Origin of the sequence: Arthrobacter sp. NPDC089319 (assembly GCF_040684925.1) — a bacterium.
In the GTDB taxonomy this organism is placed as follows: Bacteria; Actinomycetota; Actinomycetes; order Actinomycetales; family Micrococcaceae; genus Crystallibacter.
This window is the reverse complement of sequence record NZ_JBFBGZ010000005.1, coordinates 1-21,300: the sequence shown is the minus strand read 5'-3', so window position 1 is coordinate 21,300 and position 21,300 is coordinate 1. Positions and strand designations below refer to the sequence as shown.

At 64.6% G+C, this 21,300-nt stretch carries 23 protein-coding genes and 1 pseudogene; 8 read left to right on the top strand and 16 right to left on the bottom strand.

Going from position 1 to position 21,300, the window contains the following annotated elements; genetic code table 11:
• Positions 1-71: 71 nt before the first annotated feature.
• The 4 genes from AB0N75_RS08575 to AB0N75_RS08560 all read right to left on the bottom strand — a co-directional run bounded on the left by AB0N75_RS08575 (position 72) and on the right by AB0N75_RS08560 (position 3,637).
• Positions 72-1,130 (bottom strand): hydrogenase expression protein HypE, encoded by a 1,059-nt coding sequence (locus tag AB0N75_RS08575; protein ID WP_364647993.1) that lies wholly within the window; start codon positions 1,128-1,130, stop codon positions 72-74.
• A gap of 29 nt (positions 1,131-1,159) precedes the next feature.
• On the bottom strand, positions 1,160-1,984 hold the full coding sequence (hypB, locus tag AB0N75_RS08570) for a hydrogenase nickel incorporation protein HypB (protein ID WP_364647990.1): 825 nt from the start codon (positions 1,982-1,984) through the stop codon (positions 1,160-1,162).
• Between the two features lie 42 nt (positions 1,985-2,026).
• Positions 2,027-2,356 carry a hydrogenase maturation nickel metallochaperone HypA gene (locus AB0N75_RS08565; RefSeq protein ID WP_364647987.1) on the bottom strand — a complete coding sequence of 110 codons (330 nt, stop codon included), beginning with the start codon at positions 2,354-2,356 and terminating at the stop codon, positions 2,027-2,029.
• Between the two features lie 264 nt (positions 2,357-2,620).
• Positions 2,621-3,637 (bottom strand): HoxN/HupN/NixA family nickel/cobalt transporter, encoded by a 1,017-nt coding sequence (locus AB0N75_RS08560; protein WP_364647984.1) that lies wholly within the window; start codon positions 3,635-3,637, stop codon positions 2,621-2,623.
• Between the two features lie 348 nt (positions 3,638-3,985).
• Between AB0N75_RS08560 and AB0N75_RS08555 the strand changes: the two genes are divergently transcribed.
• Entirely contained in the window at positions 3,986-4,630 is a 645-nt protein-coding gene (locus AB0N75_RS08555) for a dihydrofolate reductase family protein (protein ID WP_364647981.1), read from the top strand.
• Between the two features lie 99 nt (positions 4,631-4,729).
• Here AB0N75_RS08555 and AB0N75_RS08550 read toward each other — a convergent pair whose 3' ends face one another.
• Together AB0N75_RS08550 and AB0N75_RS08545 are read right to left on the bottom strand one after the other, a co-directional pair.
• Positions 4,730-5,185, bottom strand: a complete 456-nt coding sequence (locus AB0N75_RS08550) for a hypothetical protein (protein WP_364647979.1) — start codon at positions 5,183-5,185, stop codon at positions 4,730-4,732.
• A gap of 63 nt (positions 5,186-5,248) precedes the next feature.
• Positions 5,249-5,911, bottom strand: a complete 663-nt coding sequence (locus AB0N75_RS08545; RefSeq protein WP_364647976.1) for a TetR/AcrR family transcriptional regulator — start codon at positions 5,909-5,911, stop codon at positions 5,249-5,251.
• 33 nt (positions 5,912-5,944) lie between these two features.
• Between AB0N75_RS08545 and AB0N75_RS08540 the strand changes: the two genes are divergently transcribed.
• A complete protein-coding gene (locus tag AB0N75_RS08540) occupies positions 5,945-6,460 on the top strand; it encodes a cupin domain-containing protein (protein ID WP_364647973.1) in 516 nt (171 codons plus the stop codon).
• 49 nt (positions 6,461-6,509) lie between these two features.
• On the opposite strand, the gene AB0N75_RS08535 is transcribed toward AB0N75_RS08540, so the two are convergent.
• Positions 6,510-6,947 carry a VOC family protein gene (locus tag AB0N75_RS08535; protein WP_364647970.1) on the bottom strand — a complete coding sequence of 146 codons (438 nt, stop codon included), beginning with the start codon at positions 6,945-6,947 and terminating at the stop codon, positions 6,510-6,512.
• A gap of 114 nt (positions 6,948-7,061) precedes the next feature.
• On the bottom strand, positions 7,062-7,367 hold the full coding sequence (locus AB0N75_RS08530) for a hypothetical protein (protein WP_364647967.1): 306 nt from the start codon (positions 7,365-7,367) through the stop codon (positions 7,062-7,064).
• Positions 7,368-7,514: 147 nt separating this feature from the next.
• Here AB0N75_RS08530 and arfB point away from each other — a divergent pair, with 147 nt between their 5' ends.
• Positions 7,515-7,955, top strand: a complete 441-nt coding sequence (gene arfB / locus AB0N75_RS08525; protein ID WP_364647964.1) for an alternative ribosome rescue aminoacyl-tRNA hydrolase ArfB — start codon at positions 7,515-7,517, stop codon at positions 7,953-7,955.
• 273 nt (positions 7,956-8,228) lie between these two features.
• On the opposite strand, the gene AB0N75_RS08520 is transcribed toward arfB, so the two are convergent.
• The 4 genes from AB0N75_RS08520 to AB0N75_RS08505 form a co-directional block, all read right to left on the bottom strand.
• Complete coding sequence (locus tag AB0N75_RS08520; protein ID WP_364647961.1) at positions 8,229-8,501, bottom strand: hypothetical protein; 273 nt, start codon at positions 8,499-8,501, stop codon at positions 8,229-8,231.
• A gap of 229 nt (positions 8,502-8,730) precedes the next feature.
• Positions 8,731-9,774 (bottom strand): cytochrome d ubiquinol oxidase subunit II, encoded by a 1,044-nt coding sequence (locus AB0N75_RS08515; protein WP_364647959.1) that lies wholly within the window; start codon positions 9,772-9,774, stop codon positions 8,731-8,733.
• Between the two features lie 8 nt (positions 9,775-9,782).
• On the bottom strand, positions 9,783-11,189 hold the full coding sequence (locus AB0N75_RS08510) for a cytochrome ubiquinol oxidase subunit I (RefSeq protein ID WP_364647956.1): 1,407 nt from the start codon (positions 11,187-11,189) through the stop codon (positions 9,783-9,785).
• Positions 11,190-11,237: 48 nt separating this feature from the next.
• Complete coding sequence (locus AB0N75_RS08505; protein WP_364647953.1) at positions 11,238-11,807, bottom strand: GMC oxidoreductase; 570 nt, start codon at positions 11,805-11,807, stop codon at positions 11,238-11,240.
• 220 nt (positions 11,808-12,027) lie between these two features.
• Between AB0N75_RS08505 and zwf the strand changes: the two genes are divergently transcribed.
• Positions 12,028-13,473, top strand: coding sequence for a glucose-6-phosphate dehydrogenase (gene zwf, locus AB0N75_RS08500; protein ID WP_364647950.1), 1,446 nt, complete (start codon positions 12,028-12,030; stop codon positions 13,471-13,473).
• Between the two features lie 128 nt (positions 13,474-13,601).
• The gene (locus AB0N75_RS08495; RefSeq protein ID WP_364647947.1) at positions 13,602-14,663 is read left to right on the top strand and encodes a Rieske 2Fe-2S domain-containing protein; all 1,062 of its coding nucleotides are present in this window, start codon (positions 13,602-13,604) and stop codon (positions 14,661-14,663) included.
• Between the two features lie 263 nt (positions 14,664-14,926).
• Here AB0N75_RS08495 and AB0N75_RS08490 read toward each other — a convergent pair whose 3' ends face one another.
• Positions 14,927-16,801 carry a Na+/H+ antiporter gene (locus tag AB0N75_RS08490; RefSeq protein WP_364647944.1) on the bottom strand — a complete coding sequence of 625 codons (1,875 nt, stop codon included), beginning with the start codon at positions 16,799-16,801 and terminating at the stop codon, positions 14,927-14,929.
• A 242-nt stretch (positions 16,802-17,043) separates the two neighbouring features.
• Here AB0N75_RS08490 and AB0N75_RS08485 point away from each other — a divergent pair, with 242 nt between their 5' ends.
• From AB0N75_RS08485 to AB0N75_RS08475, 3 genes are read left to right on the top strand one after another with little or no spacing between them, the layout of a single operon-like run.
• Complete coding sequence (locus AB0N75_RS08485) at positions 17,044-17,736, top strand: histidine phosphatase family protein (protein WP_364647941.1); 693 nt, start codon at positions 17,044-17,046, stop codon at positions 17,734-17,736.
• Positions 17,737-17,760: 24 nt separating this feature from the next.
• Entirely contained in the window at positions 17,761-18,312 is a 552-nt protein-coding gene (locus AB0N75_RS08480; RefSeq protein WP_364647938.1) for a DUF3090 domain-containing protein, read from the top strand.
• Complete coding sequence (locus AB0N75_RS08475) at positions 18,312-19,079, top strand: SCO1664 family protein (RefSeq protein ID WP_364647935.1); 768 nt, start codon at positions 18,312-18,314, stop codon at positions 19,077-19,079. Before AB0N75_RS08480 ends, AB0N75_RS08475 begins: the two co-directional genes overlap by 1 nt.
• A 60-nt stretch (positions 19,080-19,139) precedes the next feature.
• Here the strand turns inward: AB0N75_RS08475 and AB0N75_RS08470 are convergent, their stop codons facing one another.
• The 3 genes and pseudogenes from AB0N75_RS08470 to AB0N75_RS08460 all read right to left on the bottom strand — a co-directional run.
• Positions 19,140-19,688 (bottom strand): GNAT family N-acetyltransferase, encoded by a 549-nt coding sequence (locus tag AB0N75_RS08470; RefSeq protein WP_364647933.1) that lies wholly within the window; start codon positions 19,686-19,688, stop codon positions 19,140-19,142.
• Positions 19,689-19,838: 150 nt separating this feature from the next.
• Entirely contained in the window at positions 19,839-20,735 is an 897-nt protein-coding gene (locus AB0N75_RS08465; protein ID WP_364647930.1) for a DNA/RNA non-specific endonuclease, read from the bottom strand.
• A 347-nt stretch (positions 20,736-21,082) separates the two neighbouring features.
• A pseudogene (locus AB0N75_RS08460) lies at positions 21,083-21,300 on the bottom strand (hypothetical protein); the annotation flags it as partial.

The following is a 21,300-nucleotide window of genomic DNA, read 5'->3' as shown; positions in this document are numbered from 1 at the left end:
GTGCTGCTTGGGGAAGGCGTTGGAATTGTGGAGGTCATTGTGCTTCGCCTTGTCTGGAAGTAGCCGTTCGGTTACCAGGTGCGCCGGGCACCGGTCAGAAGTTCACGTCCGGGCCTGCGCCACTTGGGTTCCTTGTCCAGTGTGTTGGCCGTAATGCCGCGCAAGGCCTTGATCGCCGAACCGTACGGGCGGACGGCATTGGTTGACAGCTTGCCGCCGGGAGGTTCGTCCATGAACGGCATGAACTTGTCCGGGAATCCCGGCATCGTGCAGCCGATGCAGATACCGCCGACGTTGGGGCAGCCGCCGAGACCGTTCATCCAGCCCCGCTTCGGGACATTGCACTTGACCACTGGGCCCCAGCAGCCGAGCTTGACGATGCACTTCGGCGACCCGTACTCGGTGGCGAAATCGGCCTGCTCGTAGTAACCGGCGCGGTCGCAGCCTTCATGGACGGTCTTGCCGAACAGCCAGGTGGGGCGCAGCGACTCGTCCAGCGGAATCGGGGGTGCCTGCCCCGTGGCTTGGTAGAGCAGATACGTGATGGTTTCCGAAAGGTTGTCCGGCTGGATGGGACAACCCGGGACGCAAACGATCGGGATGCCTGCTTTGGAATTCCAGTCGTACCCCAGATAGTCGGGTACTCCCATGGCACCGGTCGGGTTGCCGGCCATCGCATGGATGCCGCCGTACGTGGCGCAGGTGCCGGCCGCAATGATCGCGGTGGCTTTCGGTGCCAGCCGGTCCAGCCATTCGCTGGTGGTGATCGGCTGTCCGGTCTCCAAGTCATTGCCGAAGCCGCACCAGTAGCCGCCCGGATCGTGGAGCTGCTCGTTCGGGATGGAGCCCTCGACCACCAGGACGAACGGCTCCAGTTCGCCGCGGTCCGCCTTCCGGAACCACTCGAGGAAGTCGTCGGCCCCTTCCTGGGGCCCGCACTCGAAGTCGATCAGCGGCCAGTGCATGGCGATCCTCGGCAACCCGGGCAGCGCCCCGAGCGCGATCTCCTCGACGCTGGGCTGGGTGGCCGCCGTCAGCGCGACCGAATCTCCGTCGCAACTGAGCCCCGCGTTGATCCACAGCACGTGGATGAGAGCTTCTTCGGCCTGCAAGGAAGTTTCGGTAGGCATCAGTGCCTCCTTCAGAGCCCTTGAAGGACTCAGTGAGCGTCGGTAGTCAGTGACCCGGTCAGGGTTTCCGGCTCGGGTGAGTCGCCTTCGAGCCACTCATACCAGCGGGGCAGCCCCTCGCCGGTGGTGGCCGAAACGACCATGAATTCTGTCCGCGGATTGAGCTGGCGGATGCGCTCCAGGCACGCACCGGTATCGAAATCCACGTAAGGCAACAAGTCCGACTTATTGACGATCACCAAGTCGGCCGCCATGAACATGTGCGGGTACTTCTGGGGTTTGTCATCACCTTCCGTCACCGAAATGATCACCACCTTGGCTGCTTCGCCTAGGTCGAAGAGCGCCGGACACACGAGGTTGCCGACGTTTTCGATGAACACCGTCGAATCCGTGGCCGGGTTTAGGGCATCGAGTCCTCGGCGGAGCATGTCGGCATCGAGGTGGCAACCGGCCCCCGTGTTGATCTGGATGACAGGCCGTCCCAGTGCACGGATGCGGTCGGCATCCAGCGACGTTTCCTGGTCGCCTTCGATAACGCCGGCCCGCAGCCGGTCGCCCAGTTCCTGCAGAGTCCTGACCAGCAGCGTGGTCTTGCCGGCGCCGGGCGAGCTCATCACGTTGAGGGCGCGGATGCTCCGGCCCTCCAGCCAGCCGCGGTTCCGGGCTGCGAGCAGGTCGTTTTTGGCGAGCAGGTCCTGCTCAAGCACAAGGGTTTGCGCGCCGTTGGGAGCATGCCCGTGGTCGTGTTCATGGGCATGCCCGTGGGCATGGGCATGGTCATGGGCATGGTCATGGGGATGACTGGGATCATGTGGATGGTCGTGGCCGGCCGGCGCAATCTCGAGGCCCGACACCCTCGTATTTTCGGCGTCTCCACAGCCACAGGTGGTACACATCTATGCCACCTCCACCGACGTCACCGTCAGTTCACGGCCGCCGAGGACTTCCACGTCGGCACTGCCGCAGGGGCACAGCAGAATCACGTCTTCCAACACGAAATCACGCTTGCAATTGCGACACCGGCCCAGGCCGCGGGGCTCATCGATATTCAGCTGCGCCCCGGCCAGCGCCGTCCCGGCGGAGGCGACTTCGAAGCAAAAGCGCATGGCATCCGGCAACACACCTGAGAGCGCCCCAATGCGAAGATTCACGAGGGTAACCTGCCGATCACCTGTTCTTTCCAGGACGGCGTCGATAAGGCTTTCCGTCAGTGAGAGCTCATGCATGGTCTGCCACCTCGTGAACTCCAAGATAGGCGTGTGCGGGACAATGCGCAACCATAAGCCTTGACGCATCGAAGGTTGCCGCGTATGGGCCCCAGCCTGTCATTCAGGCGCTCAGTCGTGAAGCGGACCAGCCGTCCAAGTCCAGCAGGAACTGTCGAGGAGCGAACCGTAGGTGCCGTCGAGATCGTGTCCCGGATGCCGCCAGCGCCGCGTGAAGCGATCGCGTTGTCCCGGGTGCTGCGCGGTGGCACCCGGTTTGGACAGTTAGTCGGGCAGTGAATAGCGGGCCTCGACTTTGCCCAGTTTCCAGTACGCGACCGCCGCCAGCCAGGTTGCGGCAAACAGCCCGCAGATCAAAAAGCCGAAGTTCTCCAGGTTCACGGAAGCCACCCAGGCAACGGGACCGCTATCTACCTGCATTCTCTCGGCCACCAGCCCCAACAGGCCTACTCCCCCGACGAGGAAAGCCACGATGACGGATGTGCCGGTCACCATGAGGTTGTAGTACACCTTCCGGACCGGGCGCGCGTAGGCCCACTGATAGGCCCGGTGCATGAAGACGCCGTCGAGTGTGTCGAACAACGTCATGCCCGCGGTGAACAAGATCGGTAGGACAAGAACCACATACCAGGGAGCGGTCAGGGCGGCGCTGCCGCCGATGACAAACAACCCAATCGTCGTTGCCGTATCGAACCCCAATCCGAACAGCACTCCGATGGGGTACATCTTCCACGGTCGGTCGATCTGTCGGGCCAGCGGTGCCAAGACCCGGTTAAGGACGCCGCGCTTTTGCAGCAGGTCCTCGATTTCAGCTTCGTTGTATTCGCCGCTCCTCAACTGGCGGAATACGCGGGCGATCCCGATAAGCGAATAGAGATTCAGTGAACCGATCAGGAGCAGGAACAGTCCCGAGACGATGACACCCCACACTCCGGTGAGGGAAGCCAGCAATGAATCGCCGTCGGAAATCTGGTCCGCCAACCTATTCAGCCCGGCGGCCAGCAGCGTGACAGCAACGATCACGACGGTCGAATGTCCCAGGGCGAACCAGAACCCCGCGGACACCGGCCGGCGACCCTCCCCCACCAGCTTGCGTGTTGTGTTGTCCACCGCCGCAATGTGGTCGGCGTCAAACGCGTGCCGCGCGCCCAGGATGAATGCCGTGAATGCCAGTCCCAGGCCGAACGGCGCCCGGTCGGCCACTTCGTACTGTCCCGGTAAGACGACGGCGAAGAACATGCCCCACCCGACGACCAAAAGGAACACAATCACCGAGGCCATGCCCAAGATACTGCGCCGGCTACTTGCCGCCCGTCGTTGGAGGTGACGTTTCACGGTTTCCTGCCACTCTGGCCGCATGACTGCTTCGCCTGTGGAATATCGATGGAGCACCTCCGCCCAGAATGCAGAGCACGCATCTGGCTGTCAAGAGTCCACGTTGGCTCATCAAAGATGCCGTCCGCCGAGCACTCCTCACACCTCAGCCGGCGCTTGAGGCGCTACGGATCGATGAGGTGGAAGAGGCACGATCCGTCAACCGGACTGTGGGTCCACGGAATACTCCTTGACGAGCTCGGCGCCTCCAGTATCGTGTTGGCAATCGGCAAGCACTCATGACTCGGAGTAACGATGGCTGTTCGCGTTGACCTCAACATCTCGCTCGACGGATTTGCGACGACAACGGATCAAACCCCGGAGAAACCCTTCGGCGAAGACTGGCCTCGCCTGGTTGGCGCATATGCCGCGACCCGGACCTTCCGCGAGCGCGTCCTACACGACACCTCGGGTGAGGGAACTACCGGAGTGGACGACGAGTATGCGAAGGCGTACTTCGCTGACACCGGAGCAGAGATCATGGGCGCGGGCATGTTCGGCCTGCACAACTTCCCCGACGATCCGGACTGGCGAGGATGGTGGGGCGACGAGCCCCCTTTTCGAATCCCGGTTTTCGTGCTCACGCACCGCGTCCCTCGGCCCTCGATCGAGATGAACGGCGGCACCACATTCCACTTCCTCTCCGCAACGCCGCGCGAGGCGCTCGATCGCGCGCGGGAAGCTGCCGGAGGCAAGGACATCCGTGTTGGCGGCGGAGCGAGCGTCGTCCGCGATTTCCTGAAGGCCGGGCTCGTCGACCAACTCCACGTGGCGATCGCTCCGATCATCCTGGGTAGCGGCACTCGTCTCTGGGACGGCCTGCGCGGCTTGGAGTCCGACTACGACATCACCGCCGAGACGGCCGAGACCGGCACGGTCCACCTGACATTCCGGCGCTAGGACTCAATCGGCCGCACCCCGTTCGTCGTCGGGAATGACGAAGCGTGCGCCACCCGGGCAGTGATCCGATGGCCGATCCTCTGCCGCTTCAGACGTCGGCTAGGGGGCTTCGGTCGGCGCCACGGCCAAGGCCCACATGCCCTGGGCCTCGGCACCTTCGACTGCAATCATGACCTTGCTGGCGGGCAACTCCATAGTGGTGGTCACTTCGGATCCGCAGTCCGTGCTGCCGGTGCCGAGTGCCTCGCCGCTGGCTGTGGCGGTTACAGTCATGGAGCTTGCGCCCTCGCACACCATCCCGATGCGGTACCAACCCGGCTTCGCCGGTGTGAACTCCAATCCTGTTTCGTCGCCAGGGCCGCCGATGCCGCCGCCTGCACGATAGACGCCGGGCGGCCCCCACTTCCCTCCGCTGAACTGCTGGTTCACCCACTCATCCGGGTCGCGCTGGACTTGGGTATTCGCTGTCTCCGGAGTCACGCCCAGGGGGCCACAAGCCGTCACGGAGAGGAGCAGGGCGGCGGCCAAGGCGCCGAAAACTGGACGCAACGTCATGCCCGCAGCCTACCCGAGGGGACGGGCCGCCACTGTCCGTTTTGCCCTGCTGCTGCCTCAGGGCTACCGCCTGCCCTCGCCGACCGTCGCTACCGCCAAGGCGGTCATGACCTGGACGGCGTCCCGATTAGAAAGCCCGTTGTCGAGGCAGAGCGACCGCCACGTCCAGAAGGAGACAGCATGGCCGACGACGGCGCGCAGCTGATCGCGCCTGCGGGAGACCGGAAACGGCTCGAGCAGGGCATCGCGGAAAAACGTGTTGCGCTCCTTGAGCTCTCTGCGGCGTTTGTCCGGGAGTGCTTCCCAATCCGCATAGATGCGCGCGAGCATCGACTCGCCACCGCGATAAAACCGGTAGAGATCCGTTAGTCCAGCGTGCAGGCGTTCCAGAGGATCCGGAAGCTCTGCCCAAGCAGCTGGATTCGGAAGCTGTTGCTGTGACAGCCAATGCGAGGAACAGGCAGCGAACAGCGCCTCGTCGTCGGAAAAATGCCGGTAGACCGTCAGACGGGTCACGCCGGCCCGCTCGGCGACGCCGGCGATCGTCGTGCGGGCTGGGCCTACCGAACCGTGCAGGGCCACCGCCGCGTCGACGATGCGCTGACGCGTGGTGTCCACCTGCTCGGCGCGCTTAACCATTTGATACGGCCGCGATGTGGTTGAACGTTGCTGTTCGCTCAAAGTATTGACGCCGATCCCTTTGCGGTTGGACAATTCGATATACACAAGTGTATATCGAATTAGAAGGGGTGGCCGGTCATGGGCGCTGAGGAGGCTCCGCGGCTCACCGTCGTGCAGCCAGGCGAAGGACGCCAAGGCAGTCTCGGGAGTATCGGGGTTGTCTTCAAACTGTTCGGCGAACACACCAACGAGCAGATCTCGATCGTGGAGCATCCGTTCCCGGTTGGGGCTTTGGTTCCGCCGCACCTGCACACCCGCGAGGACGAGTATTCGATCGTCCTTGAAGGCGAGATCGGGTTCCGCTCCGGCGAGCGCGAGGCGGTGCTGGGCGCCGGGGGTTACATCACGAAGCCGCGCGGCGAACTGCACACCATGTGGAACGCAGGCAAGACTCCCGCGAGGATGATCGAAGTGATCAGCCCCGCCGGTTTCGAGCACTTCTTCTGGGGTGTGGCCGATCAACTCGAAGCCGGGGAACCAACCGACCCCGAAGCCATCGCCAAGCTGGCAGCCGAGTACGGACTCCAGTTCGGCGAGGCCCCGTGGCTCCCGGACATCATCGCACGGTACGGCCTCACTCCTCCGATGGGCTGACGGGATATGGTTCGCGCCCCCGCCTGCATCCGGATGGGCAAATCGGCGGTCAGCTTTTCTTCAGTTCCTCAGCGAGCATCACGATGATGCCGCTGGGGCCGCGGACGTACGTGAGCCTGTAGACGTCCGCATAAGTCGCCACACCGCGAAGCGGACGGCAGCCGTGGGTCTCAGCAATCTCCAGGGCCTTGTCCAAATCATCGACCGAGAAAGCGACGCGGTGCATGCCGATCTCGTTGGGGCGGGTCGGCATCGACTCGATCGCTTCGGGGTGGATGTATTCGAAAAGCTCGAGCCGGCCGTGGCCGTCCGGGGTCTGCAGCATCGCGATCTTGGCGTGGTTGCCATCAAGTCCGACGGCGGTGTCCGTCCACTCACCACTGACCGTGTCACGGCCGATAACCGTCAGACCGAGGTCGGTGAAAAAGGCGATCGTTGCTTCGAGGTCGCGAACGGCGATGCCGACGTTCTCAAGTTTGATGGCCATGCGCCACATGCTAACGAGCTGAGAGTCCAGACAGAAGCCCTCTACCAGCCACCGGTGGCCGGCGACGCGCGAATGGCTGAAGGGGCCGGTCGTCACCCGCTGGCCGATGAGTGGTCAACCCGCGGCCTGACCCTCGCGGGCCACCTCCTCCAGAATCCTGGCTGTCGGCGATCCCGACATCAGTTGCCCTATCACCTCCGGTTTGTCCCACACCTGGCTGCGCAGCCGTTCCAAAAAGGCGGTCGCGGCGTCCCTGGTATCGAAGTCGAGGAGCACGGCCACGTTGTTTTGGTCGTCTGTGTCCCGGAATACCCGGACAGACCGGGCGCCCGAGGCGGCGCGGCCTGCGGGATCGCTGTCGAAAACTTTCTTCCATTCCGCGTAATCCCGGACCGGATAGCCAATCTGTAAGGTGAACATCCTCGTTCCTTTCCCTCCGCTTGGGTAAGGACAACGTTAGGCCAACGAGTATCCTCCGGGTAGGGCTCAAGGCTGGTGTTGATCCGGTGCTGCTTCCAGCAGGCCCTGATCGAGGCAACCGCTTCGGTGCTGCGGGACAATGATCCTGTGGACGACCTGCATGTGCCCCCGGGACCCGGCGCGCCCCGCGGCCTACGGGTCCCGGCGGGAGAACTGCTCGAGCAGTTCTCCCGAGCCTCCGGACCGGGCGGACAGAGCGTCAACACCGCCGACTCACGTGTACAACTCAGTCTCGATCTCGGCACGACAACCGCGCTGAGCGAGGTCCAGCGCGAACGCGCCCTCGAGCGGCTCTCGGCGAGGATTTCGGGCACGGTGCTCACCATCAGCGCTTCCGAGCACCGCTCCCAGCGGCTAAACAGGACTGCGGCCAGGCAACGCCTCGCCGCCGCCCTGAGAGACGCAGTGGCTCCAGCTGTCGTTCGGCGGCCTAGCCGGCCGACGAGTGGCTCGCGGCGTCGTCGGCTCGAAGGAAAACGGTTGCGCTCCGAAACCAAACGCAACCGACGACGCCCCAACCCCGAATGACCTGACTGCTAGCGCGATGGCCGGGCTCTCAGACTGCCGCCCGCTCGTTCAGTGGGCGGTCCAGCCGCTGTCCACTCGGTACACCGCGTCAAAAGCTGAGGCTTCGAGAGGCCCTCGTCATCCCGCCCGATGCTTCCACACACGCTTTGCCACTGCCGGATCCCACCGCTGCGCGGATTCTCGCCGGTGGGGCCCCTTTTTTACTGCAAGGCCAGAATCTGCCGGCTCAGTGCATATTCAAAGGTGACGACCAGCCGGCATCACGTCCGGTGCTCAGCGGTTGCGCTCGGGTTCGACCAGAACCAGGATCGTGTCGGGGCGTACGCCGTCGAATTTCATGGCATCGGCCGCGGCTTCGGACTCCATCATCCGCTGGAACGTGGCCGTGTCCGGGACTTCGACGATCAGCCCGACGCGGTTGGTTTTCTCCTGGTCTACAAAGGTCCGAACAGTCATGCCCAGCGGACCGAAGAGTTCTTGACGCCGCCGCGAGCTGAGCCAGTGGTCAACGTCGTCGACCTCGTGAAAGATCAATAGGGTTGCCATCGTCGCCTCTGCTTTCGAAAGGCGGTATTAGGAGCCGAATCGGGAGGCAATCGCGTGAGGACTCCTAACCCATGCAGCAATTACCACAGCCGCGTTATTTTCGATAGGCAGTCAAAAGACCGTCCAGATCGACCAGGGTGACCTGTCATCGTCAGCCTTGTTTAGGGGTGGCTAAGAGTGTGCGCGTGCCCGGTCCACGGCTCGCTTGCTTGCCCCGTCATCAGTGAAGTCAGGTGCTGACCACCCCGGGGCCCCGGTTGGGCTCGTCGTCGTCGCCTTCTTCGGGCAGCAGTCCGCGCTGGTCGAGCACGTACAACAAGATGAAGGCCGGGACGATCAACAGCACAGCGAGACCGGCCGCGACCAACACGGCCGTGATCGTGCCTGACGGCGCTGCGGCCGCCGAGACCGTGAGGGTTTCGGGCAGCAGGTAGTTCCACTGCGCGACCCCCCAGGCCAGCACGAGGGCGCCGGCCGCGGCGACCGCAGCCAGCCGCCCTCCGCGGTGGGGTCGGCCTCGGAGCAGGAAAAGCGCGCCGAGGCCGGCGACCGCCGAGATGATCACCAGCGGCAGGGCGCGTGAGGTGAGTCCCTCGAAGACGTAGCTGGCTTCGCTGCGCACAACAAAGAGCCCGACCAGCGCGACGGCTCCGGCCACAGCCCCAGCCGCCACGGCGCGGACGCGGAAGTAGCCGACCATGGCCTCGTCGGAGAGACGATGGGCATCCCAGGTGAGCAGTACCGCGGCGACGTAGGCCGTCACGAATACGGCCAGCAGACCCATGACGACCGATGTCGGGTTGACCCAGCTGTGCAGCGGATCGCCTGCCCGGCCGCCGGCCGGGACCTGGCCGGATGCGATGCCTCCGGCGATCGCGCCGAAGCAGTAGGGCACCAGCACCGAGGAGACGGCGAAGATGGCGCCGAAGCTGCGGCGGGCTCGCTGCCGAAACACCGCCTTCCCGAAGGCGAAGCTGGCGCCGCGCAGGACGATGCCGAGGGCCGCCAGGGTGAGGGGCACGAACATGGTCAAGGTGATCGACGCGTAGGCCTCGGGGAAACACGTCCAGAGCACCACGAAGATGAAAATCAGCCACACGTGGTTTGCTTCCCACACGGGCCCGATCGAGTGATCGATCACCTCGCGCGGCCGCTGCCCACGCTGCGCGCCACCGGCGGTCAGGTCCCAGAAGCCGGCACCGAAGTCAGCGCCGCCGAAAATCGCGTAGATGGTGATGGCAGCGAACAAGAGCAGGGCTGCGGCGGTAACCATGGGGACCCCTAGGTCTCTTCCACCGGCTTGCGCGGGCCGTATGGGGAGTCTGTCTCCTCGAATTGTCGTGCCTCCCGGTAGCGCCGACTCATCCCGCGCAGGACGAGGATTGTGGTGATGCCCAGCCCTATATAGAGGAGCGTGACCGCGATGAAGGTGATCCACACTCCGGTGTTGGTGGTCGCGGCGTCCTCGACCCGCATCTTGTTGTAGACGATCCATGGCTGACGGCCGACCTCGCTCACGGTCCAGCCCGCCTCCAACGTCAGGACGGCGAGGGGTCCGGCGGCGACGGCGCAGCGCAGGAACCACTTGCTGCGGGGCATGTCTCGTCGGAAGATCCACGATGCCCAGTACCACAGCGTCAGCAGGAACAGGGCAGTGCCGACGCCGACCATGATGTCCCAAGCGAGATGGACGACGTTCACCTGGCGGTTCGTCGGTCGCTCGTCGGCGGGTACTGTGTCGAGTCCCTGCACCACGGTCGCCCGGCCGGTACTGGGGTCCGACAACCACGAGGCGAGCCCGGGGATGGGGACGCCGCCCACCACTTCTCCCTCTGAGTTGAGATGGCCGAGCAGCGTCTCGGGCACGTCGCTGCCGGTCGTCGGCACCATCTCGATGGCGGCGAACTTGACGGGCTGGTTGTTATAGACCCAGCGAGCTAGACCGTCACCGACCCCCATCTGCACCGGGACCGCGCTGGCGGCCACAGTGAAGGCGATTAGAAAGCCAAGCCTGTGGTAGTGGTCCCGCCGCCCGCGCAGCATCGCCGTCGCGTAGACCATGGCCACCAGGAAGCCGCCGACCAGGTAGGCGGCAATCACCATGTGCGCCGCCATCAGCGGCATCGCCCGGTTGAAGATGACCCCGAGCGGGTCTACCGCCACGACGTTCCCGGCCGTGTCCAGAGTGACCCCTTCCGGGGAGTTCATCCACGCGTTGGCGGCCACCACTGAAACACTGCCGAAGATGCCTGCGACGGCGATCGGGGCCCCTGTCCAGAAGTGTGTCCAGGGCTTGAGCCGCCGCCAGCCGAAGATGTAGATCGAGATGAAAACAGCCTCAAGAAAGAAGAAGAGACCCTCAAACGCGAAGGGCACGCCGAACGCCTCGCCCCATTGACCCATGAACTGGGGCCACAGCAGGCCGAACTCGAAGGAAAGAACAGTTCCGGTGACGGCGCCGACTGCGAAGGTGACCGCCATGTACTTCGACCAGCGCTGCGCGAGCCGGATGGCGTCAGCATCGGCCCGCCTGATGCCTCGATAGTTGGCGATCAGCGCCATCACTGACCAGGACACGCCCAGTGGCACCAAGACGATGTGGAAGGCCAGCGTGAACGCCATCTGTGCTCGAGCCCACGGAACCGGGTTCACCTCCATCATGGGGATCAGGACGTCCGCGAACGCCATGTCGCACCCCTTCCGGCTAGATTGACGGCTGCCATGGCGACCCGGGGACTAGCCAAGGCGTTCGGCGAGGTGATCTCCCACCCGCAGGGCATTGGCGATCACGGTCAGGGACGGGTTCACGGCGCCGATGCTGGGGAAGAAGCTGGTGTCGACGACGTACAGGTTGTCCAGGTGCGCGCTGGCATGACCTTCGCTCGGGTCCTCGCCGTGCTGACCGTGCACCAGGTAGAGATGTTCGGCTTGAGTGTAGTAGGGCTCCAAGTCGTCGTAGGAGATCGGCCAGGCCGGTGAGATTCCGCCATGGTGGCGCAGCTCGCCAAAGTCCTCCGGACGGAGGCGGAACAGTGCGGCGCCATAGAACTTGGTGTTGCCGCCGACGTAATAGTTGACCTCGGGCTGGAACTCGCGGCCGTGCCGGTCGTACCACAGCTCTTTCGCAAGGTACTTTCCGCGGACGAACACCTCCTCGGTCTGCCAGTTGTCGCGCTCGCGCGGCAGGAACGGACCTCGCTCCAGCCAGAGCACCTTCGCCCCGTTCGTAGCAAGCCGGTGGCCGAGCGTCCCGCCCCCGGCTCCGGTCCCGATGATGACAACGTCATAGTGCTGGTTGTCTGTCACGCCGAAGCCTCCTGGAGCGGGTAATCGGATCTACCGATGCTGCCTCTAGGCACTGATCCTGTCCCCCGGGCCGGACGGCGTCATCACCCAAAATGGGTGATGACGGGGACAGGAAGGCGGTGGTTGGCTCTGATAGGAGCCGGCCTGCGTCAATTCCGGCACGGAGGCCACCGGCAGGTTCCTTTAGCCGGTTGAAGCCCGATCACGTCGAGGAGATGCCATGACAGCGAGGACGGATAGCCCAAACGCGGCCGGTCGCGGCCAGCCGGCTGGCGCAGGTCAATGTTCCGCCGATGCGTTCGTGGTCTTCGGGATCACCGGAGACCTGGCCAAGGTGATGACGTTCAGATCGTTGTACCGGCTGGAGCAGCGGGGTCTGTTGCAGTGTCCGATCGTCGGGGTGGCCGTCGATGATTGGACGGTTGACCAGTTGGTGGAACGGGCCAGGGTGTCCATCGAGGGCACTGGGGAGGTGATCGATGCCGCCGTCTTCGGCCGCTTCGCAGCCCGGCTGTCCTATGTGCAGGGCGATTTCGGCGACGCAGCGACCTATGGCCGGGTCGCCGAGTCGATTAAGGGTGCCGACAGTCCTGTGTTCTACCTCGAAATACCGCCCTTCCTGTTCGGCACAGTCGTCAAGGGCTTAGCCGGGGCCGGGCTGACCGCGACGGCGCGGGTAGTGGTGGAAAAGCCGTTCGGGAGGGACCGAGCCTCGGCTCGCGCCCTGGCCGAAGAGTTGCACCAGTTCCTCGACGAGTCGCAGTTGTACCGGATCGACCACTACCTGGGGAAGATGGGCCTGGAGGAGATCATCTATCTGCGGTTCGCCAACACGATGCTTGAACCGATCTGGAACCGAAACTACGTCGAATGCGTGCAGATTACGATGGCCGAGGACTTCGGCGTCGAGGACCGCGGCCACTTCTACGATCCCGTCGGTGCGCTGCGCGACGTGGTGGTCAACCACCTCATGCAGGTAGTGTCCGCGGCTGCAATGGAGCCACCGTCCGGGGGTGATCCGCAGACGCTCAAGGACTCGCAGGTCGCTCTCTTCCGCGCGGTCTCGGAGGCCGATCCTGTCCACTACGTCCGCGGCCAGTACGAGGGTTACCAGAGCATCAACGGCGTGGCCCCGGAGTCGACGACGGAGACGTACGCCGCGTTGCGGCTCGACATCGACAATTGGCGCTGGTCGGGGGTGCCGTTCTTCATCCGGACCGGCAAGATGCTTCCGGTCACTCAGACCGAGCTTCGGCTGGTGTTCAAGCAGCCGCCCCGGCTTGGCTTCAACTTCGGCTCCGATCGCCGGCCAGAGCCCAACCAGATCGTCATCAGGCTTGATCCGTCGACCGGCGCCAGGCTCAAGGTTGAGGCTCTGCGTGCGGACACGGTCGGTCCCGGCGCCATCGATCTCGACATGGAGTTCGCCGATGAAGGGGGCGAGGGGCCGACTCCGTATGAGGTGTTGCTCCATGCGGCAATGGTCGGAAAGAGTACGCGGTTCACCCGCCAGGACGGGGTCGAGGAGACGTGGCGGATCATGCAGCCACTCCTGGATGCGCCGCCACCGGTGCACAGTTACACGCCCGGGTCTTGGGGCCCGGCAGTTGCAGACGCACTGACCGCCGACTACGCCGGTTGGCACCGGCCCTGGCTAGCGTCATGAGTCCCAACGCTGCTCGGCGGACCACCGAGCAGAGCGCTGCCGCGTCCTCCCTGGTCGCGGACTCCCAAACCGTTGAAATAACGCAGACGCACTCTTAATGTCGTTTATGGGGAAGGATGAGAGGGATCATGGGCGACCAGAGTCACGGCGACCCGAACACCCCGGTTACGGCTGCTACCGCTGGCCAGGGCCAAGTAGAGAAGTTCCAGGATCCTGGACTACCTCCCCACCGCCCGCGCCGTGCCGATAAGGATCCCGGGGCCGAAAAGCGTGCCGAGCGGCAGGTTGCAATTCTCTTCGTAATTTCCGTGATCGGTACCCTGCTGTTCTTCGTCGGCTACTTTGCCATCCCGTTGGGTGAATCCACGTCGATTTCCACGCTGCGCTTGCAGAACCTGCTGCTCGGCATGGGCATCGCCTTCGCGATGCTCGGCATCGGCGTCGGCATCGTGCACTGGGCGAAGACCCTGATGCCGGACCATGAGGTGGCCGAGGAGCGCCACGAGGTCCGCACCGAAGAGGACCGCCGGGACGCGGAGCAGATTATCGGCCAGGTCGTTGACGAGTCTGGCATCAAGCGCCGGCCGTTGATCCGCAACACCCTCATCGGTGCCGGGCTCCTGGCCATCCTGCCGGCCATCGGCATTTTCCGGGACTTGTCCAAGAACCTCGACCCGAAGGTCCTGGGACAGACGCTGTGGAGGGAGGGGACGCGCCTGGCACGGGACCCCGAGGGCACGCCGATCAAGGCCTCGGACGTGACCTTCGGCGCTATCTTTCATGTCATCCCCGAAGGCTTGAATGAACTGTCCGAAGGCAAGCTCGTCGAAAAAGCCAAGTCAGTGGTCCTGCTCGTCCGGCTGAACCCGGCGGATCTGCATCCCAGTCCCGGCCGGGAGGACTGGGCCTACAACGGCATCGTTGCCTATTCGAAGATCTGCACGCACGTCGGCTGCCCGGTGGCCCTGTACGAGCAGCATACCCACCATCTGCTCTGCCCTTGCCACCAGTCCACCTTCGACGTGACGCAGCAATGCAAGGTGATTTTTGGCCCGGCATTCCGACCGCTGCCGCAACTGCCGATCACCGTGAACAGCGAGGGCTACCTGATCGCCCGGAGCGACTTCCATGAACCAGTCGGCCCGAGCTTCTGGGAGCGAGCTCTGCTGGTCAAGGAATCCGGCCGCTAGATCTTCCTGGACGCTCCTTCATGTTCCGCGAAGTGACCGCTCGCAGCGTGGTCCCATGCTGAGCTTTTGAGGCAGTGGGCCGGGTTGCCTCTGGATGCGCGCCGCGGACGTACAGGCCGGGCAACATCCGGGATCATCCTCAAGCCCCGCGCGAGCCGGCACGCCGAAGGAGGAATCGCCCTCGTGCGGCAAGAGCCTGTATGCGGGGCGAGTGTCTCGGGCTGCATGAAGACTACTACTAGGCGAACACCTAGGGGCGTGCCTCAGCCCAGGACTTCGTCCACATAGCACCAGCGCCACGACTCACCCGGTTCGACGCTGCGCATGACTGCGTGTCCCGTGGTGCTGTGGTGCCGGGCCGCGTGCAGGCCCGGGGAAGAATCGCAGCACCCGACGTTGCCGCATTCCAGGCACAGGCGCAAGTGGACCGGAGTGGTTCCTTCGGTGTGACAGTCGCGGCACTGCGGGTCGACCGGAACCGGCCGGTCCGGTGCCTGGCCGAGGTGCCCGCAGCCGGCCGCCACCTCCTGCGGTACGGCCAAGAATGCCCCGTGGCGGGTGCCGCAGTCGCCGATCGCGGCGTCGAGCATCGATTCTTCGACATCCAACCGCTCCAGCACCTCATCCACTACCTCGGCAGGGTAGGCACCCGTTCCGCGAAGTTCCAGGACTTTGGCCCGTTCGGCGTCCAGCATGGCCACCCGCAGCTGCGCATAGCGGTGGCTGGGTGTGCGGATTTCGGTTTCCGGCCGGCCCAGCCGCTCCCAAGCTGCCAAGCTGCGCTCCTGGGTTCGGCGCTGCAGCATGGCCAGGACTTCCGGCGGATCCTCAGGCACAGTGGCCGTGCGCAACCTTTCCAGCCCTGCTGCCACCGTCTGCTGGAGCATCGAGGCCTGGGTCAGCGCGTCCTGTCTGGGGTCCGGACCATGCAGTCCCAGCCTGCGGACCAGCCAGGGCAGGCTAAATCCCTGCAACACCAAGGTTCCGCCCACTACGGCCAGGGCGGCGAGGACGAGAACCTGGCGGTGGGGTATGTCCTGCGGCAGGACCAGGGCCGCTGCCAGGGTCACCACGCCGCGCATCCCGGCCCACGAGACAACGGCGGGTACCTGCCAGCCCGGAGCCGCTTCCGATCGCCTGATCCGCGGGACCAGGCGCGGGAGGTACATGGCGGGAAATACCCAGACCGGGCGCAGAACCAGTACTGCCAGGAGCACCACCGCGCAGGTCCACCAGGCGCGTCCGATGCCGAGCGGGTCAGCATTCGCGGCATCGATGATCGACCGCACCTGCAGCCCGATCAGCAGGAAAACGGCATTTTCCAACAAGAACTGCACGGTGGCCCAGTTGCTGCGCTGGCTCAACCGGGATGCGCCGCCGGGCATGGCGGGACTTCTGGTGCCGATGATCAGTCCGGCGACGACGACCGCGAGAACACCGGAGGCATGGATTTTCTCGGCCGGGATGAACGCCACGAAGGGAGCGGCCAGCGACATTGAGGTATTGATGGCCACATTGCGGACCCTCCTGCGGATCTGCAGCAGCAACCAGGCAGCAGCCGCTCCGGCCGCTGCTCCGCCGGCCACCGCGAGCAGGAACTCCGATCCGACCTGCAGCAGGGTGAAGCTGCCGGTTATCGCGGCGATCGAGGCCCGGAGTAGGACCAGCGCTGTTGCATCGTTGACGAGCGACTCGCCCTCAAGGATGTTCACGATCCGCCGCGGCATGCCCACCCGCCGGGCGATGGACGTGGCGGCTACGGCGTCGGGTGGCGCGACCACGGCGCCGAGGGCAAACGCGGCCGGCAGCGGGACATCGGGCAACAGCCACCACACCAACAGTCCGATGGTGACGGTACCGAAGATCACGTAACCCACCGAGAGCAGTCCGATCGACCGCTTGTTGGCCTGGAACTCCACCACCGAGGTGCGCAGTGCCGCCGCATAGAGCAGCGGTGGCAGGATCCCGATCAGGACGATCTCCGGGATCAGTACCACCGGTGGAATGAAGGGCAGATAGGAACCCACAACGCCGGCCAGCACCAGCAGGAGCGGGACGGAGACTTTCAACCGGCGGCCGAGCGCGCTGACCGCGCAAACCACCACCACCAGGGCCAGCAGACTGACGGCGTAGTCCATGAATCTATTCTGGCCGCTTGACGGCGTCGAGCAACTGCGGCGGCAGCGGGTTCTTTTGGGATGGTACCGGTTCTTCCGGTTTTGCGACGCCGGACATGAGCTGGTCAATGCCTGGCAAGTCCGTCTGGGCGGCTTTAAATGCGGCGGCATGCTTGAAGGGTTCCGGCAGTGTTCCATCTGCTGTTCGACGCGCGACCCACTGCGGTTCGCACCGCCATCGAGCAGGTGGCTAGGCTGGGTGGATGGCGACAGTCATTCTCGTGCGGCACGGACGCACCACAGCCAACGCCACTGGACAGCTCGCAGGCCGGGCCGCCGGCGTCTGCCTGGACCAGATCGGGCGCGACCAGGCAGCCCTGACCGGAGACCGGCTCGCGGCCGTGCCCTTAGTCGGAGTGGTGTCGAGCCCTCTGGAGCGTTGTCGGGAGACTGCCCAGATCATCCTCGCTCGCCAGGCTGGCTCGCCGGACGCGCCGATCGATCGCGATCTCACCGAGTGCAATTACGGCGAGTGGCAGGGCCGCACGATCAGTGATCTCGAGACCGAGGATTTGTGGCCGGTTGTGCAGTCGCAACCGTCCGCCGTCGTCTTTCCCGGCGGTGAATCCCTGGCCGCGATGCAGGCCCGGTCGGTGGCAGCGATTCGACGCCACGACGCAGCCTTCGAGGCGGAGCACGGGCCAGGGGCCGTGTGGGTGGCGGTGAGTCACGGCGACATCATCAAATCAATCCTCGCCGACGCGCTGGGCATGCACCTTGACCTGTTCCAGCGCATCAATGTGGGCCCGGGGTCCGTATCGATCGTGAGTTACGGCGTTAGTCGACCAAGCGTCTACGCGACCAACACGGACGCCGGTGATCTGTCGTGGCTGTCGAACGGCATCCGCTCTGCCGATGCGCCGGTGGGCGGCGGTGCAGGGCAGCAGGCGCCCTGAACCTCCTGCGCCTAAAATACTGACATGCCTACACGTGTTCACGAGTTTGCCTGGCCTGATCGGGTCGTCATTGGCACCATTGGCCTTCCGGGGGCGCGTACCTTCTTTCTGCAGGTGCGCGCGGGGACGCAAATCGTGAGTATTGCCCTGGAAAAGCAGCAGTCGGCTCTGCTCGCGGAGAAGATCGACGAAATTCTCGACCAGCTCATAACCCTTGAGGGCAACCCCTTCAGCGTTCCCACGAGTACTCCGATTGAACTTGTCGACAACGACCAGCTCGAGGCAGTTCAGGAGCAGTTTCGCACCGGCTCCATGAGCTTAGGTTGGGACCCGACGACGGCGCAGGTCGTGATAGAGGCCTACGCCATCACCGATGTCGATGCCGACGACGACGAAGCGCTTGATGAGGGCGGGGCTAACGCGGCCGAAATGCTGCTGGTACGAATGCCGGTCGGCACCGCCCGCGCTTTCGCGAAGCGCACCCGTGAGATCGTGGGCGCCGGACGCCCTACCTGCCCGCTCTGCGGTTATCCCATAGACGCCGACGGGCACATCTGCACCCTTCCCGAGGCCTGATGGCAGCGCTGGACCTGGTGACCGCCGAGCTGACGCTCACCGGCCGCATTACGACGGCTTCCAACGCAACATTTCTGGGCAGCATCGGCGACGTGGTGGTCATCTATAAGCCGATAGCAGGCGAAAGACCGCTGTGGGATTTTCCCCACGAAACCCTGGCTCACCGGGAGGTGGCAGCCTACCTCGTCTCGCGGGCCTTCGGCTGGGACGTCGTGCCGCACACCTGGCTGCGCGATGGTCCGTTGGGCGAAGGAATGGTGCAGCTCTGGCAGGAGCAAGACCCCGCCCAAAGCGCCGTGAACCTGGTCGCGCCGGACCAGGTGCCGGAGACGGGCTGGAAACACGTTCTCGAGGGTCGAGATGAGAACGGACAGATGGTCGCCCTCGTTCACGAAGACTCGCCCGCGCTCAGACGCATGGCGGTGTTCGACATCATCGTCAACAACGCCGACCGCAAAGGCGACCATATTCTTGCCATGACGGACGGACACCGGCACGGCGTGGACCATGGGCTGACCTTTCACCGCGACCACAAGCTGCGCACGGTGCTGTGGGGATGGCTCGGAGACGCTCTAACCGCTGAGGAACGCGACGGCATAGACCGTGTCAGCGAAGGACTGCAGGGCGGGTTGGGCCGCAACCTGGCGGACCTGCTCAGCGCCGAAGAAATCGCATCGCTCGCCGCGCGCTGCGCCCGGCTGCGCGTGGCAGGGCGGTTTCCGGCTCCGAGCGGTGAGATGTCTGCGGTGCCCTGGCCGCTGTTCTAATTCCGGAAGAGACGGGGCGTAAAATCAAGCGTCCTAGGCATTTTGCAGTGGCCAGCGGGCTCAGCCCGCCCAGTCGCGCCTCAGCAAGCCATACACCCAGGAGTCAGACACGTCGCCATTGACGATGCAGTCCTCGCGCAATGTCCCCTCGCGTATGAAGCCGAGCTTCTCAAGTACACGAGCCGAGGCCACGTTGCGTGTATCAGTCTCGGACTGAACCCGGTTGAGATCAAGACTGTCGAAGGCCCAATGCAGCAGGACGCGCGCTGCCTCCGTCGCGTACCCGCGGCCCCAAGCCGCCTCCTTGAGGCAGTACCCGAAGGAGGCGCTGCGGAAGTCGGGATTCCACCCGTTGAAGGTGCACCAGCCCACGAAAGCGCCGTCAGACTTGCACGTGATAGCCACACGTGCTCCGCTGCCTTCGTCCGCCATCTGTCGGCATCCGTTCATGAAGCGCGCGATCTGCGATCGGTCGGTCCACGGCGGACTGTCCCAATAGCGCAGTACTCTGGCGTTGCTCTGCAACGCGAAGAGGTCGTCGGCGTCGGCATCGGTGAAGGGGCGCAGCAGCAGGCGCTCGGCGTGCAATGTCGGCGTCGGCAGAGACATGCGCGCCACTCTGCCACATGTCCCGGGAGATCCGAAACGGAGCCTGGACGAACAGGAGGTTGGTACTCAGGACTGAGAGCATCCTCGTACCAAGGGGACTTATCCGGAGTCGGCGGCTCGGCACCGAAACACGACAGAAGCAGCCCCGGTCTAGTCCTCCAGGTCGAAGTCCAGATCGAGGTCTTCGACGGCATTCAGTTTCCGCCACGTGGACCCGACGGGCGCAGTGCCGAGGGTCGCGGCGATCGGCATCCGGTCCACGGCTACCAACTGGTCCAGGTCCAGGCCGGTCAGCTCTGCGATGTCCCTGATGGGTGTTTGGAACGTCCGGAACGGGCCCAGCGGCGGGACGTCGTCGATGGCCCCTGGCCGCGGGACGTCGGGCAGTTCGCTTAGCTCAGGCGTCTGGTCCACCACGTATCCGACGGCAGCCAGCTCTCCCTGGTGGATGAACACGGCGACCTTGAAGAAGCGCAACGGGATCTCCACACCCCGATACATGGGATCGTGGCCGCTGAAAATCGGCCCGGTGAAGACGACGATCCTGTCGCGGTACTGGGCGGCATGCTCCTGCAGGTAAGACTCCAAGCCCAGCCACAGCTCGAGGCCCTGGTTGAACTTGGCCGCCTGGGGTGCGGCGTTGGTGTAGTGGAAGGTGTCTTCGTTGGCCAGCTTCGCCTCGGCGACCGTGTCGCCCCATACCGCCGAGGCCCGGCGGACCAGGTGGCCGCGGTCGATATCGTTCCGGGCATAGAGCCGCTCGCCCGTCTGCAGGTCGGAGGCCAGCCGGGGATCCAGCCGCCAGGGGATGCCGGCCCGGTCCAGGTCCATGAGCTTGCTGCCGTCCATACCCAGTGCTGTAACGGCGGCCAGGCGCTTATCCGGGCGCATCAGAACCGAGAAGTGTGTGTAGGGCAATGAGATTGTCTCCACGCCGGGGAGGGCGGGCAAAGGCACGGGCTGGCCCAGGAAGTTCTCATCGAAGCCTGCACGGCCGGCAAGGTCTTTGGCGGTTTGGGGCGGGGCTACGAGCAGTTCGTCATCCATGACGGGACACTACCAGCGCACCTTGCACCTTGGGATGAACGACGAATAAAACGCTGAATCGGGTCAGGTAGAAGCAATATTCAGACCTGCGCGGCGGGAACATGTCACAGGATCACCCGACGGATTCGGAGGCCGCCGCCTTCCATCTGCAGCAGCTTCCCTCGCCCTCACCGGTCGGCCCGAAGCCATCGCGGCAGCCACGGCCGCTGCGAACGGTCTCAGGGAGGTCAGGAACTATACGTTGAGCGGAATTCCACCACGTTCCGTAGCCGAATAACCTCTGACGCAACAGCTGCCCCAAGGCCTTCCCGTTCGTCGTCGGAGGCGACGACTAACCGCCACGAATGCTACTGCTCAGGGGGTGATAGCCGCATCAGTGCGCGGTACATCTGTGGCTTGGTGGGTGGGTCCGGCAGGGGTTTGGCCGCCGCCGCGGCGAAGGACTGCAGGAGGTAGCCCAGGAGCCGGCACCAGGCTTCCGGGGCTGCATCGCGGGTGGCGGTGACCACGCCCGCGTTGGCCATGAGGATGAGCGGCACGTCCTGGTGGGCGAAGTCCCGCCGCA

Coding starts and splice junctions, on each gene's coding strand:
- AB0N75_RS08530 (WP_364647967.1), bottom strand. CDS start 7,367: ATGTTCACCTTACAGATTGGCTATCCGGTCCGGGATTACGCGGAATGG.
- AB0N75_RS08520 (WP_364647961.1), bottom strand. CDS start 8,501: ATGGCAACCCTATTGATCTTTCACGAGGTCGACGACGTTGACCACTGG.
- AB0N75_RS08515 (WP_364647959.1), bottom strand. CDS start 9,774: ATGGTTACCGCCGCAGCCCTGCTCTTGTTCGCTGCCATCACCATCTAC.
- AB0N75_RS08575 (WP_364647993.1), bottom strand. CDS start 1,130: ATGCCTACCGAAACTTCCTTGCAGGCCGAAGAAGCTCTCATCCACGTG.
- AB0N75_RS08470 (WP_364647933.1), bottom strand. CDS start 19,688: ATGTCTCTGCCGACGCCGACATTGCACGCCGAGCGCCTGCTGCTGCGC.
- AB0N75_RS08555 (WP_364647981.1), top strand. CDS start 3,986: ATGGCTGTTCGCGTTGACCTCAACATCTCGCTCGACGGATTTGCGACG.
- zwf (WP_364647950.1), top strand. CDS start 12,028: ATGACAGCGAGGACGGATAGCCCAAACGCGGCCGGTCGCGGCCAGCCG.
- AB0N75_RS08485 (WP_364647941.1), top strand. CDS start 17,044: ATGGCGACAGTCATTCTCGTGCGGCACGGACGCACCACAGCCAACGCC.
- AB0N75_RS08480 (WP_364647938.1), top strand. CDS start 17,761: ATGCCTACACGTGTTCACGAGTTTGCCTGGCCTGATCGGGTCGTCATT.
- AB0N75_RS08535 (WP_364647970.1), bottom strand. CDS start 6,947: ATGGCCATCAAACTTGAGAACGTCGGCATCGCCGTTCGCGACCTCGAA.
- AB0N75_RS08550 (WP_364647979.1), bottom strand. CDS start 5,185: ATGACGTTGCGTCCAGTTTTCGGCGCCTTGGCCGCCGCCCTGCTCCTC.
- AB0N75_RS08565 (WP_364647987.1), bottom strand. CDS start 2,356: ATGCATGAGCTCTCACTGACGGAAAGCCTTATCGACGCCGTCCTGGAA.
- AB0N75_RS08465 (WP_364647930.1), bottom strand. CDS start 20,735: ATGGATGACGAACTGCTCGTAGCCCCGCCCCAAACCGCCAAAGACCTT.
- AB0N75_RS08490 (WP_364647944.1), bottom strand. CDS start 16,801: ATGGACTACGCCGTCAGTCTGCTGGCCCTGGTGGTGGTGGTTTGCGCG.
- AB0N75_RS08495 (WP_364647947.1), top strand. CDS start 13,602: ATGGGCGACCAGAGTCACGGCGACCCGAACACCCCGGTTACGGCTGCT.
- AB0N75_RS08560 (WP_364647984.1), bottom strand. CDS start 3,637: ATGGCCTCGGTGATTGTGTTCCTTTTGGTCGTCGGGTGGGGCATGTTC.
- AB0N75_RS08540 (WP_364647973.1), top strand. CDS start 5,945: ATGGGCGCTGAGGAGGCTCCGCGGCTCACCGTCGTGCAGCCAGGCGAA.
- AB0N75_RS08510 (WP_364647956.1), bottom strand. CDS start 11,189: ATGGCGTTCGCGGACGTCCTGATCCCCATGATGGAGGTGAACCCGGTT.
- AB0N75_RS08475 (WP_364647935.1), top strand. CDS start 18,312: ATGGCAGCGCTGGACCTGGTGACCGCCGAGCTGACGCTCACCGGCCGC.